Origin of the sequence: Marinilactibacillus sp. GCM10026970 (assembly GCF_042660675.1) — a bacterium.
Lineage (GTDB): Bacteria > Bacillota > Bacilli > Lactobacillales > Carnobacteriaceae_A > Marinilactibacillus.
Map to the genome: position 1 here is coordinate 310,554 of NZ_JBHSUL010000027.1, position 16,702 is coordinate 327,255.

Below are 16,702 nucleotides of genomic sequence, written 5' to 3' on the forward strand. Positions count from 1 at the left end.
AATCATTGCTTCTACTTAATGCTTCAGAAACAGAAAAAAGATGCCCTAATAAAAGGGACATCTCTTTTCTCATATGCACAACTATCCATTGTTCATAACTATGTATCACATAACACATGGAGGACTGCACTTAGTGCTGCTTCCTTCCGGACCTGACACGGTTCATACACCCGCCATTGTCATGTGGCCTCTCGGCACTTATAAGTATACTATAGAAAGAACAAGATATCCAGTGTAATTTTAAAAATTCTTAACCTTTGAGCTGGATATTCTCAAAGATCATGCCGCTTTTAGGAGTGGTCGGCATATTCACTAGACTGAATCCACTGTCTTGTTCTGGCAAAGTATAGTCGATTTTGTTGACTAGAAAATCCGTCACGATCTCCATTGCGCGAACGGTGTTCCATTCCCCGGGACATCGGTGTCCCGCTGTATAGCTACCGCCACCTTGTGCCAGCAGTTTGAACTGAATTTGATCTGTTGGACTCTGGTGCCAGTCACTAAATCGCTCCGGTTTGAACTGATTGGGATTTTCCCATATTCTCGGATCATGATTTGTTCCATAGAAGTCAAATATTGCTAACGTATCTTTTTCAAACTGATATCCATTCCATACGAAATCTTTACGCGTAATTGCACCGTTGAAAGGAAAGAACGGATAATAACGTCTAATTTCTTGAATAAACATGTGCAGATAGTAGGGATTGTCTCCATTGAGCTTCGCTTTTTCTTCTGGAAATTGCTGTAGTGTCAAGGCTGTAAAGGCAAAATAAAGGGCTATAGCAACTGAAGGTCTAATGACATTCAGTAATTCTACTGAAGCGGTCTTAAGATCCATCTTTTCGCCATTTAATTCTTCATGCCATGAAATCTGATAAAGTGCTGTTTCTTCAGCAGGATGTAGTTCGCCTTTTCTGACTTGATCAATCAAATCTGCTATCCATTTTTCTGCTTTCTTTCTTCCAATACGACCTTCAATATGTCTTTTACTGACCGCAACTGGTGATTCGATCATACTGATTAGTTGTTTTGTACGTTTATCTACTTCCTTGTCTTTTAGTGGTACGCCACACCATTCACAAGCTGCTTTTGTTAAAACTTTTTGACTTTCTTCGTAGAAGTTGATGGAGTCTTTAACAATCCACTCTTTAGTAGCTATATATAACTGTTTTTCAACAAGCTTAGCCCATATTTCAATCCGCTCCTTGGACATCAAGTCGAGAAACAATTTTTTACGGTGACGATGTGCTTCATCATCCAGTTGCTGCACACCACCTTTACCCAGTAAAGTAGCTACTGCCGGTTCCGGTGCTGCCCCTTCTCTTTTAAACTTGTCCTCATCGTAAAATAGTTCAGCTGCTTCTTCTCCACCTAATAAAATTGCTTCTTGTCCAAGTAGACGTGTTCTGACTGCATCAGACTGGTAGATTTTCAACCGGTTTGGTACATAAAGGTACCCTTCGCGCAGCACACTCAACCCGTTCTCAAGTCCTTCTTCTTTTGGAAATGGTTTAATCTCTTGCATGCATACTTCCCCCTTGGAATCATTCGGATCTATTCGATTTTCTTGCATCTCCTTTAAGTATAATCTTAATGAAAACAGAGTTTCAAATGATATTCCTTATAATTCCAATTTAAAAGACTATGTACGCCCGCTCATATGCTCAAAATCATCATTGTATTTACCTTTATTTTATTCCATCAACATGCATACTCTTGTCAGTCCTCTTCTTTTAAATATCTTGATTTGCTCTATACTCTTTTTTCAAAATAGAATAATAAACGTCATTTACATAAGTTCCTTCGTGATCTTTGCTCGCATGTCTCAAGGTGCCTTCTTTTATCATGCCTAATCGCTGCATCACCTTACCAGAAGCTGCATTTCGCTCATCATGCAGTGCGTATATTCTTTCGAGACCTAATGTCTCAAAGCCCAATTTAATTAGAGCCTGACCTGCTTCCGTCATATAACCTTTACCCTGATAAGCCTTGTTCATGATATAGCCTATTTCTGCCTGAAACTGTTTTTCTTTCACTCTCAAATCAATCGTTCCAATCATTTTCCTTGTTTCTTTTACTTCCATTGCGTATTTTCCAATTGGATCTTTTAAGAAATAGGCCACAATATTATCTTCAGTATCTTCAACAGACTGATGAATTTGTTTGAATACATAAAACACAGTTTGTTCGTCTGAAGCATACTCATACATATCTTCTGCATCGTTTAAGGTTACTGGACGTAATAAAAGACGGTCCGTTTCAATTGTATGATGTTTTATGTATATCGTATCTAGATTCGCCAAATTTTTTCACTCCTTAAAATTTTAATCATTTTATCATAAAAAAGAAAAATAGTTCTACTATATTTTTAAATTTCCACTTTCAATATAGGATATACACTGTTTATCATCATTAGAATATGGTAAGCTAAAATTAACGATACATACATTAAACCACCCTGAGGAGGGAAAAAGATGAATCTTAAAAAGGCACAATTCGAACAATTTTTTCATACGAATCGTATCGGTACTTTCACTATTGCAAGCGATGAAACAAAACTCATTTATATGACAGATATTTCCGGGGATCCGAACCTTTGGGCAATCGATTTAAAAGAAAGTACGTCTCCTTACTTGTTCTCCAAGTATGATGAATCCATTTCCTTTGTTCAGATCAGTCCAGATCACTCTTATGTTCTGGCTGGGTTTGATAAAGACGGGGACGAAAATACTCAAATTTACGTACTTCCTAGTCAGGGCGGCTATCCAGAACCACTTGTTACAGGCGATCCCTCTGATAAATTCTATTTTGCTGAACTCTCCGAAGATGGTACTCGACTGTATTATACAACTTCAAAAGAAAACCCCAATTTCCTTTCTACCTATGTTAGAGATTTAGAGACGGGGCAAGACACGTTGATTGAAAAAGGCGAAGCAGCACCGACTTACCTGACAGCCGTTTCGAAAGATGAAAAATTGTTTGTCTTTACCAAAATGTATTCAAATACAAGCCAGTTTGCTTATCTTAAAGCAGGTGAAGAGATTATTCCTTTACTCCCTGAAAATACTGAAACACCCTATACCATTAGTAACACAACCATCACAGATGATCACAAGGTATACTTTACTACAGACTATATGAATGAACAATGTCATCTCGTTCGCTATGATATCGAAACAAAACAAAGCGAGACTGTTCTCTCTTTTAAAAACGAAAGTATCTCGGAAGCTATTTGGCATAAAGAATCGGAAACTTTTGTGTTGATGACGACTTCAGGTTCAACAGATAATCTCTATCGGTTTGATCCATTCACCCAAGATTTAGAAGAGTTGGTTGCGCCTATTCATGTCATTAATGAAATCAAAGTCGCTAAGAATGGTACGATTTATCTTTCAGGATCTAGTCCTGTCATGCCGGTTAACCTATTTCGTTCAGTTGATGGTACTCACTGGGAGTCCTTAACTGAAAACCGTGTATTAGGAATTGAATCAACTGAAATGATCCAACCAGAGACCGTTACTTTCCCGTCATTTGATGGGCTGAAAATAGAAGCTTTACTCTTTAAAGCTGATGAGGAAAAAGCAAATGGTTATACAATTTTTTGGCCTCACGGTGGCCCTCAAGCTGCAGAAAGACAAAGTTTCCGATCTATCTTTCAAGCATTACTTTATAATGGCTATTCCCTTTTCGCACCGAATTTTCGTGGAAGTACGGGTTATGGGAAGACTTTTGCAACACTTGTTGAACAAGATTGGGGCAACGCTCCCCGTCTAGATAACGTTGCAGCCATTGAATGGCTATTTGACCAAAAAATCGCCACCAGAAATTCTCTGTTTTTAGTTGGTGGCAGTTATGGTGGCTATATGAGTTTGCTACTCCACGGACGCCATCCAGAATACTTCCAAGCAGTGGTTGATTTGTTCGGCCCTTCTAATTTGTTTTCTTTTTATGAGTCTGTTCCAGCTCACTGGAAGCCCATTATGACCTTATGGCTTGGAGATCCAGTAAAAGACAGAGCGAAATTTATAGAAGATTCCCCTATTACTTACTTGGAGACCATGACCAAACCTATGTTAGTGGTCCAAGGTGCAAAAGATCCTAGAGTGGTAAAAGAAGAATCGGATCAAATCGTAGAAAAACTTAAAGAAAAGCAACGAGATGTTACGTACCTTGTTTTAGAAAATGAAGGACATGGATTTGCAAAAAAAGAAAACGAAATTGCGGTATACAAAAAAGTCATGAACTTTTTAGAACAGCATCAAAAATCTTCTGAATCTACTACTGTATAAATACATTTCAAAAAAAAGAAGCGACTCGCTACGTGACGGCGAGTCGCTTCTTTTTCGTTTAAGCTTTATTCATTTTTTTAGCTTTTCGGTTACTCTTCATCACGGCGTAAGAACGTTTCATTGTTCCAATAATGCCTGAATCCGAGTAAATCAGTACATTTGCTCGGTAGAATGCTAAAGATACAGCTGTTAATACTACAGTAAAGGCTACTGTTCCGATAATTGAAATCCAAATTTCTAGTGTTCCAACCGTTTCAGAAGCAATTCTAAAAGGCATTACAAAAGGTGTAAACAGCGGAATATAGGAGAATACCACTGGTAAAATATTTTCTGGAGAGATAAACGCAAACAGTCCTACGTAAAATCCAGCTAACGCAATCATAACGATTGGTGTTACAGCTTTATTTACATCTTCCATTTTAGATGCCAGAGACCCAAAGAAAGCGGCCAGAATGACATACATCAATACACCTGTGATGAAGAAGATGATCGTGTAACCTAACAATTGCTGAATAACGTCCCAAATATCAATTGAACGGATAATCTCTTGTACGAATGCGATATCTTTTGCAAAGAAATATCCAATGACTCCAACCACAACATATACAGCAATTTGAGTCAGAATGACTAGAATAACGCCTGCTAACTTACCGAAGAAATGGTTACCTGCTGTCGCACTCGATAAGATGACTTCCATAATCCGTGTACCTTTTTCATTGGCAACCTCTTCAGCAATGATAGAAGCATAGGTCATAATAAAAATAAAGATTCCGATACAGACAAAGTAAGCGCCAAATTCTTGCACGAATGTGTCATTGTTTTCTTCAGTCGTCAGCATACCATCTTCGACTGTAATGATAGATTCTTCTACTTCTACCGGCTCAGATAAGGACATCACTTCTTCTTGCGACAACCCCAACTCACTCGCTCTTAACATCGCTTGATAAGTTGCTAGTTGTTCATTCAATAAGGGAACGTAATCGGTTAATGAATCTGTATGAGAAAGTCTGGCTTGAATTGAACCTGCGCTCTCATCTACAGTTAAGTAACCATCTAGTGATTCGTCTACCAATGCCTCTTCAGCCGCTTCTTGAGTGGTAATGTCGACTTGAACATCAAATGGGCTACCTTCCTGATTCAGCACCTCTTGGATGCCTGGACTTTCGGATATCACCGCAATAGTTGGTGCTTCAGCATTTTCTGCTTCTTGTGATGTGAAATACCCAATTGCAATGGCAATTCCAGCAACAATTAGGGGAGACAAGACCATGATTAAAAATCCAAAAGATTTGACATTTTTCTTGTATACTTCTTTTGTGATAATCCAGAATTTACTCATGTTTTTCACCTGCCATCTGTTTAAAGATTTCTTCTAATGTTGGTGGTTGCTGGCTAAATGTTGTAATATAACCGTTCTTTGTTGCTGCATCAAAGATGGCTTTTCCATCTTCTGCATAACTTAATTTCACTTCTGTGATTTCATCTTTATTGATACGTGCACTTTCTACACCTGGAAATTGGTGCAATTCTTCAAGTGTAAGTGGTGATTCAAGGAATAATTTCGTTCTTCCGAAGGTTTCTCTGATTTCTTTAATAGAGCCTTCTAGTATCTGCTTACCATCTTTGAGCATAATCAGACTATCACATAATTCCTCAACGTTATTCATATTATGACTAGAGAAAATAATACTTGCACCATTTTTTTGTGCTTCTTTGATTCCTTCTTCAAGTAAATCGGCATTGACAGGATCTAAACCACTGAACGGCTCATCTAAAATGATTAGTTCCGGCTGGTGAATCAATGTTGTAATCAATTGAACTTTTTGTTGATTCCCTTTGGATAGTGTTTTGACTTTATCGCCTTTTTTACCCTTCACTTCGAATTTCTTCAGCCAGACATCAATCAATGGCTTGATTTCTTTTTTAGACTTTCCTCTTAGTTGTGCAAAGTATAAAATCTGATTTTCTATTGATACTTTGGAATATAAACCTCTCTCTTCTGGTAAATATCCGATCTGATTGAAAACGCGGTTCGTTAGGGCTTGACCTTTCCATAGAACTTCCCCTTGATCTGGAGTAAGTAGATCTAGTATCATACGAAACGTTGTTGTTTTTCCCGCTCCGTTTTGACCAATTAACCCCATGATTTCGCCTTTATCGATTTTGAATCCGATATTATCAACGGCTGTTACGTCTCCGAAAGTCTTTCGAAGATTATGAACTTCTAGCATTTTATCCTTCCTTTCCTATTTTTTTATGTATGATTATCCAGCATTGTTCCCCGGACTCTGAATTCATTGTACTATTGTTTCTTTCTTAATGCATCCGTCTAAAGGACGAAATTTCATAAAAAATTCATACTTTCTTGATAATACTATTTCTGATCCGGTTAAGAACTTCAACATTCATCATCGATATTTCCAGTCGTTATGAAAAAAGACTTGATCCCGATGGACCAAGTCTTTTTAATCTTTACTATGATACTTTTTCTATCCAGCCTTCAGGTGCTTCTATATCTCCAGTTTGAATTCCAACGAGTTCATTGTACAAACGTTTTGTTACTGGTCCTACTTCTGTTTCAGAATAAAACACATGGAAATCATCTTTAATTTGAAGACCACCGATTGGTGCAATGACTGCAGCTGTTCCACAAGCTCCGGCTTCTTTGAACTGATCAAGTTGATCAACGTAAACGTCTCCTTCAGAAACTTTCATGTTCAGACGATTCTCCGCTAACCAAAGCAAAGAATATTTTGTAATACTCGGTAAAATAGAAGAAGACTTCGGTGTAATAAACAAATCATCATTTGTAACTCCGAAAAAGTTTGCTGCGCCTACTTCTTCTATTTTAGTATGCGTCTCAGGATCTAGATATACAGCATCACTGAAGCTACGTTCTTTGGCTTCTTTTCCTGGCAGTAAGCTGCCTGCGTAGTTCCCTCCAACTTTGGCTGCTCCTGTTCCTTTTGGTGCAGCACGATCGTAATCGGTTACCAAGAAATTCGTTGGTTTCAATCCACCTTTAAAATAAGGGCCAACCGGCATAACAAATGCAGAAAAGATATATTCATCTGCAGGTTTAACACCAATATTATCTCCTGTACCTATGATGTAAGGACGAATGTAAAGAGAACTTCCTGTACCATATGGAGGAACCCAAGCTTCATTAGCTTTAACGACTTTTTTAACAGCTTCTACAAATTTATCTTCTGGAAAAACAGGCATGAGTAGTCGCTCGCAACTCATCTTCATCCGCTTAGCATTTTCATATGGGCGAAATAACTGAATGGATCCATCAGCTGTTCGATATGCTTTTAACCCCTCAAAGCATTGTTGTCCATAATGGAGTGCTGTCGATCCTTCTGAGATGTGAAGTTGATTGTCTTTTGTTAATGCCCCCTCATCCCATGCACCTTCTTTGTAGTGAGAGATAAATCGGTAATCTGTTTTGATGTATGAGAATCCTAACTCTTCCCATTTAATCGTTTCTGGTCTTAATGCTTCTGTCATGAACTTGTTTCCCCTATTCTTTAATAAATTAATAATCCTTAACTGACTTCTAGCGCCATATCTCCAACTTTTATAGCTGATGCAGAATACAATAGTTTATTCACGAACAGCGTAATCACGATAGGCAAAATGGCTCCACATAATAAGTATACACCAAATACTTGTAGACCTGAATTGTTGATTACCCATAGTGGTGCTACGCCGGCCGCAAAGCCAACACCACCCATTTCAGGAATAGTTTCAAATCCAAAAAGTACTGTTGCAATGGGGCCACATATAGCCGAAGCAATCGTGGGTCCAATGAGTATTTTAGGATTCTTGATGATATTGGGTAATTGTACCTTTGGTGTACACAATCCTTGAGCGATATAACCACCTAAGTTATTCTCTTTCATTGAAAGAATCGAGAATACGAAGTATTGTGCAGTTGTTCCAATCAGCATCGCTCCACTCGCCATTGGGCTAAGTGCCAGTGCTATAGACAAGGCTGCTGAAGATAGTGGTGACATCAGGAATAGACCGAATAAGACAGCCATTACAGACGAACCAATCACCGGACTTCCAGCTACTGCCCCTGATACAGTTTCACTAACGGCCAGTAATATGGGTTGGATGACCTGAGCGAGACCTATTCCCGCTATACCACCACCCAGTAAAGACAATGTCGGGATTGACATCATATCTAGCGGGGAGGTGCCTGTTAGTTTTTTACCGATCCAAGTTGCAATGACCCCGGCAATCAACGCACCGATTGGATCTCCCCCTACAATTGTGAACCCGGCATCTGTAGCTGTCAGCGCTCCACCACCGATGGTTGAAGCAGCCATTGCCGAAAATAGTGTTAAACTATTCGCTTGCATATTGAAGGCGATCCCTGCACCCAAAGCCGGTGCAAGAAGTACGCGTGTAAAACTTCCTATAGTCACTAGAATAGGTAAATTAAACATATCTCCTAACGTTCCAAATAAAAAGCCGATTCCTATTGTTACAAAAATGGCATTCGCAACTCCCGATGATACCTTCAATACGTTATTCTTTATATACTGTTTCATTTGACCTATCCCCTTTCTTTTTTTACAGATCTTTAATTTTATATAAAAAAGCCAGCCTATATTTTAAATAGGCCGGCGATTGTGCACTTTACCGCGAGCCCATTCAAAATACGAAATAGGACTCTATTATGACAATAGAATCCTGTTTATGGGCTGACTAATAAGAGAATAGATGAACCAGAAAAAGCTTTAAGTGATTTTACTTTTTTAAAATTCATTCCTGTCCATCTCCTCTCTTTTTTATATTATGACAATCATAAAGGGTACTATCAGATAAGTCAACCATAATCATTAAATTAATTTAATCTATATATTTTCTTTTGTTTTCACCTCTACTTTCCGTGATATCTGATATGCTATACTTTAACTACTATGTAAGAAAGAAGGCTTAATTATGAAAATAGGATTTATTGGATTTGGAAATATGGCACAAGCTATCGCTACCGGACTACTCAAAAATCACCTAGCAAAACCAGAAGACCTTTTATTTTCAAATAAAACAGAGTCCAAAAGAAAACAACTGGAAGACCGTTTTAATATAAAAGGTTATTCTAACAACCAAAACGTCTGGGATCAGTCAGAAGTGATTATCTTAGCTGTGAAACCTTATCAAGTAGAAACCGTGTTGAATGAAATCGATCAGCAGAATAAACCATTCATTATTTCAGTGGTTGCTGGTATCACGAATGCTCAATTAAATCACCTTTTGAGTGGATCAGCATTTGTTCGAACAATGCCGAATTTAAATGCTCAAGTAGGCGAAGGCATAACCGCAATCATTGAACAAAATGATTTAACTGTTGATCAACTGGAGCAATCAAAGAAAATATTTTCAGCAGTAGGAGAAACTGTTGTTTTACCTGAGTCTCAGTTAGGTGCTTTTATTGCAATTGCTGGAAGCTCTCCCGCACTAGTTTTTATGTTTATAGATACTTTGGCTCGCGCTGCTGTAAAATATGGGCTTCCAAAAGACAAGGCTACGATGATTGCTGCTCAGGCTGTATTAGGTAGTGGAAAAACTGTTTTAGAATCTGAGGATACACCTTGGACACTGATTGATCAGGTTTCTTCCCCAGGTGGCATCACAATAGATGGTATATTATCCCTTTTACAATCAGACTTTTCTTCTTCCATAATCACCTCTGTTGATCAAATGGTTGAAAAGAACGATCAAATGTCTAAATAAAAAAAAGACTTTCCTTTCTAAGGAGAGTCTTTTTCTGAATCAACGGATTCGATTTTTTGTGCCTCTATCTCGATACGTGCTTGTTTCAACCTTTTTTTCTTTTCTCTTAAAGATCTGAAAAAATCAGTCAGTAGCGCCTTACATTCTTCTTCAAGGATACCACTTTCAACAGTTGCTCTATGATTCATTTTGGAGTCATCCAGCAAATTCATTAAAGTACCTGCCGTCCCACCTTTAAGATCTCCCGGTCCGTAATACACTTCCCCAATTCTAGAAAGTAAAACCGCTCCACTGCACATAGCACATGGTTCAAGCGTTACAAACAGCTGACAATTTTCAAGTCTCCAGTTGTCTAAGTGCTGATTAGCTTCTTGTATCGCAATCATTTCAGCATGGGTTGTAGCATTCCGTGAGGTTTCTCTCAAATTATGACCTCTACCAATAATTTTTCCCTTATGAACCACTACTGCGCCAATTGGGACTTCTCCTATAGCTTCAGCTTTCCTTGCTTCAGCAATTGCTTCTTGCATCCATCGTTCTTTTTCATATTGATCCATCGACTATCTCCTATGCCTTTTCTACATTATACCGTAGTTTCTTATTCTCCTGAACAGTGTTAAAATGAATTTAATCACATCATCATCTGGAGGACCAATTGTGAAGTTTTCAAATTTAAAAATGCTTTATCCTGAAGCCACTTTAGTGGATACCGCAACGATTAAACAAAATTTACTATCTTTACCTTATAAAAACAAATGGATTCAAATACCTAAATCTGGGCTTTCGAAAAATGAAATCGATTTATTGACGATGTTTTATCAGAATCAGGAGTCTTCCTTTACTCAACATCAAACTTCTCATTGGTATGAGTATTTGATTGGTAAGCGAAAAGGCATTCCTAAAACTACCGGTAAAATTAGAATGATTCAACTTAAACTTGAAAAAAAAGATAGTCAATTTGATCCTACTTTGTGGTCCGAATCTGCCAAGACTCTATTTGAACCGCTTATTGACAGTTTCTTCTGGTCAGACGACTTATACACCATCATACAACCTGTTGAAGCAGCTATTTTAGATAATGATGAGATCGAAGGTACTTTACAGACTCTTGAAGACGATTTCTCATTAAAAACAATCTGTTATGTAGGCCAATATTGGGACCCTATATTGGAACTTCGTCAGCTTTTTCAAGAAGAACGTATGATTTTTCAACAAGAAGCCCCTCATTTTAATGGACGTATGGGTTCGTTGACCGATGTATCGCTTCATTACTTTACGGAGAGTGCACTTAGTAAAAGTCATCTCATCCAAGCCTTAAAAGAAAAAATTGATCTTATAGAAGATGCTAAAGAATTGATTCGTGCCTTATGGGAAAATCAAGGTAATGTCAGTATGGCCGCTAAATCACTTTTCGTTCATAGGAATACACTTCAATATAGAATCGAACGATTCCACGAGTTAACTGGTCTAGCTTTAAAACAAATCGATGAGTTAGCGCTTTGTTATCTGCTGACCCTTTAAGTATTTATTCCATATAAAAGACCGTACAGCAGAAACAACTGTACGGTCTTTTATTTTATTTTATGGCTTTTTTTGCATCTTTCACTTTATCATTGAAAAAATCTTTGAAGTCAGATGACACGTCAGATAAGCTATTTTCAATATCTTTAACTTTACTGACTGTTCCCATCAAGCTATTGATTTCTTTATCTGATAATTTATCAACAACTTTAGAAGATTTTTTCCCACCATGCATTTTGTTTTTGAATAAATGTTTTGCTTTCTGGCGGTTTACAGCAGATTGTGTTTTTTCCATTGCATCTTCAGAAGAAAATACAAATGCTGCGACACCCACTAAAACGGCAAGACCGATTCCTAAGAAAATACCCTTGTTTGAATTGTCCATATTTTTCATAAAATGTGTCATCCTTCCTCGAACTGTTATATACAGGATAACAGAAAACTTGTTATTTAACTAAAGATATGCTTTTTAACTCATTAAAGTAAGTCACTTGGTGGTGTATTGTACACGTCTTTGCTTACAGGTTTCAGCATTGGTTTTTCTCCCATTGCTTCTGGTTTTTCGCCGTACTTAAATTCTTTTCCATCTAAAGCTTTTTTACCGTCTACGACTTTCTTGCTATCTTCACCTTCTGAGAAGTTGTAAAGAATATGCGAAACATCACTGACTTCATAACTTTCAGGAACTTGTCCAGGTACTACAATACCTTCTTTTCCTTCAAGTTCTTTGATCGCTTCAATCCACTGAAGTTGGTGTTGTGTATCACGAGCAAGTAGGAAACCTAGCATATCTTTGATTCCTTTGTCATCTGTCATTTCATAAAGTCTCGCAACTTGTAGTCTACCTTGTGATTCAGCTGTTACGTTCATTCTCATATCTGCTAACAGGTTACCACTGGAAACGATATAATTAGAAGTCCATGGATTACCGTTGGAATCTCTTGGAGCTGCTCCAAGTCCAGATACAATAGCGTGTTGTGGATTCATTCCACCCATAATTGCAGCAGTTGCAGGATCCTTAACAGCTTCTTCTTGTGCAGAAAGTGGTGCGCCTTCAAGAAGGTGTGAAATCATTGTTGCAATCATTTCAACGTGTCCGATTTCTTCTGTTGCTGTGTCTAATAATAAGTCTTTATATTTTTCATTTCCACGTGCATTCCAACCTTGGAACAAGTACATATTCATAACGGACATTTCGCCCCATTGCCCACCGAGAATCTCTTGGAGTCTTCTTGCCATAATTGGATCCGGACGATCTGGTTTTGCAGGATATTGTAATTTTTTACTGTGCATGAACATAAAAATAAACATCTCCTTTTATGATAGTGTTGTACACAAAGAACTATATCATCATCAATTAAAGCAGACAAATAATAGGGCTTGCTACTTTTGATTATAAAAAAAGATCAGCTTATTTTTCAGCTGATCTTTTTCTTATTAACGATTTTTAACTGTAATCGCTTCTTTTGTGTCTTTATCACTAGATTGATTTTTTATCTTCAGTGTAATTTCACCTTTAGAAGCACCAATCGTCAGTTTATCTCCTAAAACAATATTACCTGATAGTAATTCTTCACTTAGTTTGTCTTCAATTTTAGATTGAATAGCTCTTCGTAAAGGTCTAGCACCATACTCAGGATCAAATCCTTCTTTAGCAATAACATCCATTGCTGATGAAGTAATTTTAAGAGTGATACCCAGTTCATCCATTCTTTTAACAATGTTTTGAGTAAGCAATTTAACAATTTCACGTAGTTCTTCTTTTTTAAGTGATTCGAATACGATGGTATCATCTACTCGGTTCAAGAATTCTGGGCGGAAAGCATTTTTTAACTCTTCGCGAATTTTCTTTTCCATCGCTGTATGATCGAATCTTTTGTCAACAGCTCCGAAGCCTACTGATTTTTCATCTCTCAACGCAGTTGCACCAAGGTTGGATGTCATGATAATAATGGTATTTTTAAAATCGACCTGACGACCTTTTCCGTCAGTTAATAAACCATCATCCAGTACTTGTAGTAAAATATTAAATACATCTGGGTGCGCTTTTTCCACTTCGTCTAGTAAAATGACAGAATATGGTTTCTGACGAATTTTCTCTGTCAGTTGTCCACCTTCATCATATCCTACATAGCCAGGAGGAGATCCTACTAGTCTGCTTGTACTGTATTTTTCCATATATTCTGACATATCTACTCGAATCAGAGAATCCTCACTACCAAACATAGCTTCAGCTAAAGATTTTGCCAGTTCAGTCTTACCGACTCCAGTAGGTCCTAAGAACACAAACGAACCAATTGGTCTATTTGGATCTTTCAATCCACTTCTAGCGCGTCTGATTGCTTTGGAGACCGCTACAACAGCCTTCTCTTGTCCTACAACGCGTTCATGTAGTACTTTTTCCAGATTGAGTAATCGATCAGATTCTTTTTGCTCCATTTGCTGGATAGGAATACCTGTCCATTGAGAAACAACTTCGGCGATATCTTTAGCTGTTACTTCAAGTTGATCTTCATCCGAAGTCTGTTCATTTTGAACAAGTGTCTCAATACGCTTACGTTGTTTCATCTCTTTTTCTCGAATTTGTGCTGCTCTTTCAAAGTTCTGATCTTGTATAGCTTCTTCTTTCATTCTAGTCAGATCTTCCAATTTTTGATTTGCTTTAGACATCGTTGTTGGTTGATCACTAGCATCTATACGGACTTTGGAAGCTGACTCATCCATCAAGTCAATCGCTTTATCAGGTAATTGTCTTGAAGTAATATACCGTGTTGAGAAGTGTACAGCTGCATGCACAGCATCATCTTTTATCGATACACCATGATGTTCCTCATAACGTTCTCTCAATCCCATTAGGATCGCTTCCGCTTCAATCTCTGATGGCGGATCTACTTGCACAGATGCAAAACGGCGTTCAAGTGCAGCATCTTTTTCAATATGCTTTTGGTACTCATCAAGCGTCGTTGCACCAATTGTTTGCAACTCACCTCTAGCTAATGCCGGTTTTAAGATATTAGATGCATCTATCGCGCCTTCAGCTCCACCGGCGCCTATTAACGTATGCAATTCATCGATAAACAAGATAACTTCTCCATCTTCATAAATCTCATCAATGATTTTTTTCATACGCTCTTCAAATTCTCCACGGTATTTAGTTCCTGCAACAAGAGAACCCATATCTAATGTCATCAATCGTTTGTTTCTCAATACAGGAGGTACTTCTCCCGCAACGATTTTTTGCGCAAGCCCTTCAGCAATTGCCGTTTTACCGACACCAGGATCCCCTACTAGTACAGGGTTATTTTTTGTACGTCTACTCAAAATTTGAATAATTCTACGAACTTCTTTGTTTCTTCCGATAATTGGATCCAGACGGTCTTCTCTTGCTGCCTGCGTCAAATTACGAGCTAAAGAATCTAGCGTAGGTGTTCCTTCTACAGATTTCGGGCCTTTTGCTGCTCTACGACCTTTGAATCCATTTCTTCCTTTATTCTCTTGAACACCTAGTTTTTTCAATACCATTTGTCTTGTTTTAGATAAGTTGATATCTAGATTATTCATAATTTTAGAAGAAAGAATATCATCATCTCTTAAAAGTCCTAAAAGTAGATGTTCTGTTCCAACTTGCGGACGTTGCATTCTTCTCGCTTCATCAGTAGCATACTTAATGACTTGACGCGCTCTAGGAGAGTACGGTAGTACCGCACTAGAAGGTAGTGCCTTACCCGGTCCATAACTTGTAAAATGTTCGATTTCTTCTTTTACTTCTTCTTCTGAAAGGGACAATTGTCTTAAAGTTTTTCCAGCGATTCCTTCAGTTTCCATTACCAAGCCTAATAGGATGTGTTCAGTTCCTACAGTACGGTGGCGGAATCCCTTCGCTTCTTCTTGTGCAATTAACAAGGCTTTTTTGGCCTTATCCGTAAATAACTCATTCATAAAATTTAATCCGCCCTTCTATTCTCTTGGCTCTTCATACTTCAAATTTGCGATCATACTTTTCAACAAATTAGCTCTAATCTGATTATCAATTATTCGGTCTCCAGTATACAATGTTTTGTCAACAGCTACTAGCATTAACTTCGCTTCTCTTTTGGATATGATATCATCCTCGTACAACGTTTGTACAATGGATTGTGCATCTCTTTCAGAGATACTCTTCCCAATTATTTCAATCATCGTATCCATTAAATCAGACTCATCAAGCAAACGAACTTTGATAATCCGAATGTATCCGCCACCTCCGCGTTTACTTTCAACGAGATAGCCTTGCTGGATTGTGAATCTTGTATTGATTACATAATTTATCTGAGAAGGAACGCAATCAAACAATTGTGCGATCTCACTACGTCTGATTTCAACTTTTTCTTGCTGCTTCAAAACTTTTTTCAAATAAGCTTCTATAATATCTGACATGTTTTGATTTTCCATGTTGAATCATTATCAAAACGATTGTTACCTTTCACTAATAGCTATAGTGATCAATAAACTACGTTTCAATATCCTCCTTTTCAAACCAATTTCTTTCTTTGACTAACTTTGACTAAACACATTATACCAGTGTTACATGAATTTTAAAAGAGCAAGAACTCTTGTCACCATTGCTATTTTTCTTGAACAGAATAATTAAATATCCACTCTTTTCTCAGTAAAGTTACAGCAAATAGAGTAAACAAAAAAAGCCATTGCATCATAATTATACATTGGCTTTAACTAATCTATTTGTATCATATCTATTGAGATGAGCCGTGCAGGGTTCGAACCTGCGACCCTCTGATTAAAAGTCAGATGCTCTACCGACTGAGCTAACGGCTCAAAAAAATGGAGGTTAACGGGCTCGAACCGCTGACCCTCTGCTTGTAAGGCAGATGCTCTCCCAACTGAGCTAAACCTCCTTTAAAGAAAAAAAAGCCTTGCACGGCAACGTCCTGCTTTCACAAGGGGAAACCCCTCACTATCCTCGGCGCTGGGAAGCTTAACGGCTGTGTTCGGAATGGGAACAGGTGGATCCTTCCCGCCATCATTACCGCACAATGACTCTTTTCTTTTTATAAGAGAACTCCGTTCTCTGAAAACTAGATAGTTGACTGTTCACGCACATGTTTTGATCCAACACCTTCATACTCTTAACCCCGTTTTGTGGT

General features: G+C 37.9%; 14 protein-coding genes, 2 tRNA genes, 1 rRNA gene and 1 other RNA gene. 3 read left to right on the forward strand and 15 right to left on the reverse strand.

Annotation, left to right across the window (positions count from 1 at the left end):
* Nucleotides 1–94 precede the first annotated feature (94 nt).
* From ffs to ACFP65_RS08920, 3 genes are all read right to left on the reverse strand, one after another.
* An RNA gene (gene ffs, locus ACFP65_RS08910) (signal recognition particle sRNA small type) lies at nt 95–193 on the reverse strand.
* A 57-nt stretch (nt 194–250) separates the two neighbouring features.
* Nucleotides 251–1,525 (reverse strand): cytochrome P450, encoded by a 1,275-nt coding sequence (locus tag ACFP65_RS08915; RefSeq protein ID WP_379917810.1) that lies wholly within the window; start codon nt 1,523–1,525, stop codon nt 251–253.
* A 208-nt stretch (nt 1,526–1,733) separates the two neighbouring features.
* Nucleotides 1,734–2,303: a GNAT family N-acetyltransferase gene (locus ACFP65_RS08920; protein WP_379917812.1), complete on the reverse strand. Its 570-nt coding sequence runs from the start codon at nt 2,301–2,303 to the stop codon at nt 1,734–1,736.
* Between the two features lie 171 nt (nt 2,304–2,474).
* Here ACFP65_RS08920 and ACFP65_RS08925 point away from each other — a divergent pair, with 171 nt between their 5' ends.
* The gene (locus ACFP65_RS08925) at nt 2,475–4,289 is read left to right on the forward strand and encodes a S9 family peptidase (RefSeq protein ID WP_379917814.1); all 1,815 of its coding nucleotides are present in this window, start codon (nt 2,475–2,477) and stop codon (nt 4,287–4,289) included.
* A gap of 58 nt (nt 4,290–4,347) precedes the next feature.
* On the opposite strand, the gene ACFP65_RS08930 is transcribed toward ACFP65_RS08925, so the two are convergent.
* The 4 genes from ACFP65_RS08930 to ACFP65_RS08945 form a co-directional block, all read right to left on the reverse strand.
* Nucleotides 4,348–5,628 carry an ABC transporter permease gene (locus ACFP65_RS08930; protein WP_379917816.1) on the reverse strand — a complete coding sequence of 427 codons (1,281 nt, stop codon included), beginning with the start codon at nt 5,626–5,628 and terminating at the stop codon, nt 4,348–4,350.
* Complete coding sequence (locus ACFP65_RS08935) at nt 5,621–6,520, reverse strand: ABC transporter ATP-binding protein (protein WP_379917818.1); 900 nt, start codon at nt 6,518–6,520, stop codon at nt 5,621–5,623. The genes ACFP65_RS08930 and ACFP65_RS08935 overlap by 8 nt, the downstream gene beginning before the upstream one ends.
* A gap of 244 nt (nt 6,521–6,764) precedes the next feature.
* Nucleotides 6,765–7,799 (reverse strand): branched-chain amino acid aminotransferase, encoded by a 1,035-nt coding sequence (locus ACFP65_RS08940; protein WP_379917820.1) that lies wholly within the window; start codon nt 7,797–7,799, stop codon nt 6,765–6,767.
* A gap of 38 nt (nt 7,800–7,837) precedes the next feature.
* On the reverse strand, nt 7,838–8,851 hold the full coding sequence (locus ACFP65_RS08945; RefSeq protein ID WP_379917822.1) for a PTS transporter subunit IIC: 1,014 nt from the start codon (nt 8,849–8,851) through the stop codon (nt 7,838–7,840).
* A gap of 394 nt (nt 8,852–9,245) precedes the next feature.
* Here ACFP65_RS08945 and proC point away from each other — a divergent pair, with 394 nt between their 5' ends.
* A complete protein-coding gene (gene proC / locus ACFP65_RS08950) occupies nt 9,246–10,037 on the forward strand; it encodes a pyrroline-5-carboxylate reductase (RefSeq protein WP_379917823.1) in 792 nt (263 codons plus the stop codon).
* Nucleotides 10,038–10,054: 17 nt separating this feature from the next.
* Here proC and tadA read toward each other — a convergent pair whose 3' ends face one another.
* On the reverse strand, nt 10,055–10,594 hold the full coding sequence (gene tadA / locus ACFP65_RS08955; protein WP_379917825.1) for a tRNA adenosine(34) deaminase TadA: 540 nt from the start codon (nt 10,592–10,594) through the stop codon (nt 10,055–10,057).
* Between the two features lie 100 nt (nt 10,595–10,694).
* Here tadA and ACFP65_RS08960 point away from each other — a divergent pair, with 100 nt between their 5' ends.
* Nucleotides 10,695–11,558, forward strand: a complete 864-nt coding sequence (locus ACFP65_RS08960) for a helix-turn-helix domain-containing protein (protein ID WP_379917827.1) — start codon at nt 10,695–10,697, stop codon at nt 11,556–11,558.
* Between the two features lie 55 nt (nt 11,559–11,613).
* On the opposite strand, the gene ACFP65_RS08965 is transcribed toward ACFP65_RS08960, so the two are convergent.
* The 7 genes from ACFP65_RS08965 to rrf form a co-directional block, all read right to left on the reverse strand.
* The gene (locus ACFP65_RS08965; RefSeq protein WP_379917829.1) at nt 11,614–11,952 is read right to left on the reverse strand and encodes a hypothetical protein; all 339 of its coding nucleotides are present in this window, start codon (nt 11,950–11,952) and stop codon (nt 11,614–11,616) included.
* 83 nt (nt 11,953–12,035) lie between these two features.
* On the reverse strand, nt 12,036–12,857 hold the full coding sequence (locus ACFP65_RS08970; RefSeq protein WP_379917831.1) for a manganese catalase family protein: 822 nt from the start codon (nt 12,855–12,857) through the stop codon (nt 12,036–12,038).
* A gap of 138 nt (nt 12,858–12,995) precedes the next feature.
* Nucleotides 12,996–15,497 (reverse strand): ATP-dependent Clp protease ATP-binding subunit, encoded by a 2,502-nt coding sequence (locus ACFP65_RS08975; RefSeq protein WP_379917833.1) that lies wholly within the window; start codon nt 15,495–15,497, stop codon nt 12,996–12,998.
* An 18-nt stretch (nt 15,498–15,515) separates the two neighbouring features.
* Nucleotides 15,516–15,989 carry a CtsR family transcriptional regulator gene (locus ACFP65_RS08980; protein WP_225744599.1) on the reverse strand — a complete coding sequence of 158 codons (474 nt, stop codon included), beginning with the start codon at nt 15,987–15,989 and terminating at the stop codon, nt 15,516–15,518.
* A 311-nt stretch (nt 15,990–16,300) separates the two neighbouring features.
* Nucleotides 16,301–16,373 (reverse strand) — tRNA-Lys (locus tag ACFP65_RS08985).
* Nucleotides 16,374–16,380: 7 nt separating this feature from the next.
* Nucleotides 16,381–16,453: transfer RNA gene (locus tag ACFP65_RS08990), tRNA-Val, on the reverse strand.
* A 20-nt stretch (nt 16,454–16,473) separates the two neighbouring features.
* A 5S ribosomal RNA gene (gene rrf / locus ACFP65_RS08995) occupies nt 16,474–16,589 on the reverse strand.
* Between the last annotated feature and the right edge of the window lie 113 nt (nt 16,590–16,702).

Coding starts and splice junctions, on each gene's coding strand:
- tadA (WP_379917825.1), bottom strand. CDS start 10,594: ATGGATCAATATGAAAAAGAACGATGGATGCAAGAAGCAATTGCTGAA.
- ACFP65_RS08970 (WP_379917831.1), bottom strand. CDS start 12,857: ATGTTCATGCACAGTAAAAAATTACAATATCCTGCAAAACCAGATCGT.
- ACFP65_RS08980 (WP_225744599.1), bottom strand. CDS start 15,989: ATGGAAAATCAAAACATGTCAGATATTATAGAAGCTTATTTGAAAAAA.
- ACFP65_RS08935 (WP_379917818.1), bottom strand. CDS start 6,520: ATGCTAGAAGTTCATAATCTTCGAAAGACTTTCGGAGACGTAACAGCC.
- ACFP65_RS08975 (WP_379917833.1), bottom strand. CDS start 15,497: ATGAATGAGTTATTTACGGATAAGGCCAAAAAAGCCTTGTTAATTGCA.
- ACFP65_RS08965 (WP_379917829.1), bottom strand. CDS start 11,952: ATGAAAAATATGGACAATTCAAACAAGGGTATTTTCTTAGGAATCGGT.
- proC (WP_379917823.1), top strand. CDS start 9,246: ATGAAAATAGGATTTATTGGATTTGGAAATATGGCACAAGCTATCGCT.
- ACFP65_RS08945 (WP_379917822.1), bottom strand. CDS start 8,851: ATGAAACAGTATATAAAGAATAACGTATTGAAGGTATCATCGGGAGTT.
- ACFP65_RS08930 (WP_379917816.1), bottom strand. CDS start 5,628: ATGAGTAAATTCTGGATTATCACAAAAGAAGTATACAAGAAAAATGTC.
- ACFP65_RS08925 (WP_379917814.1), top strand. CDS start 2,475: ATGAATCTTAAAAAGGCACAATTCGAACAATTTTTTCATACGAATCGT.
- ACFP65_RS08915 (WP_379917810.1), bottom strand. CDS start 1,525: ATGCAAGAGATTAAACCATTTCCAAAAGAAGAAGGACTTGAGAACGGG.
- ACFP65_RS08940 (WP_379917820.1), bottom strand. CDS start 7,799: ATGACAGAAGCATTAAGACCAGAAACGATTAAATGGGAAGAGTTAGGA.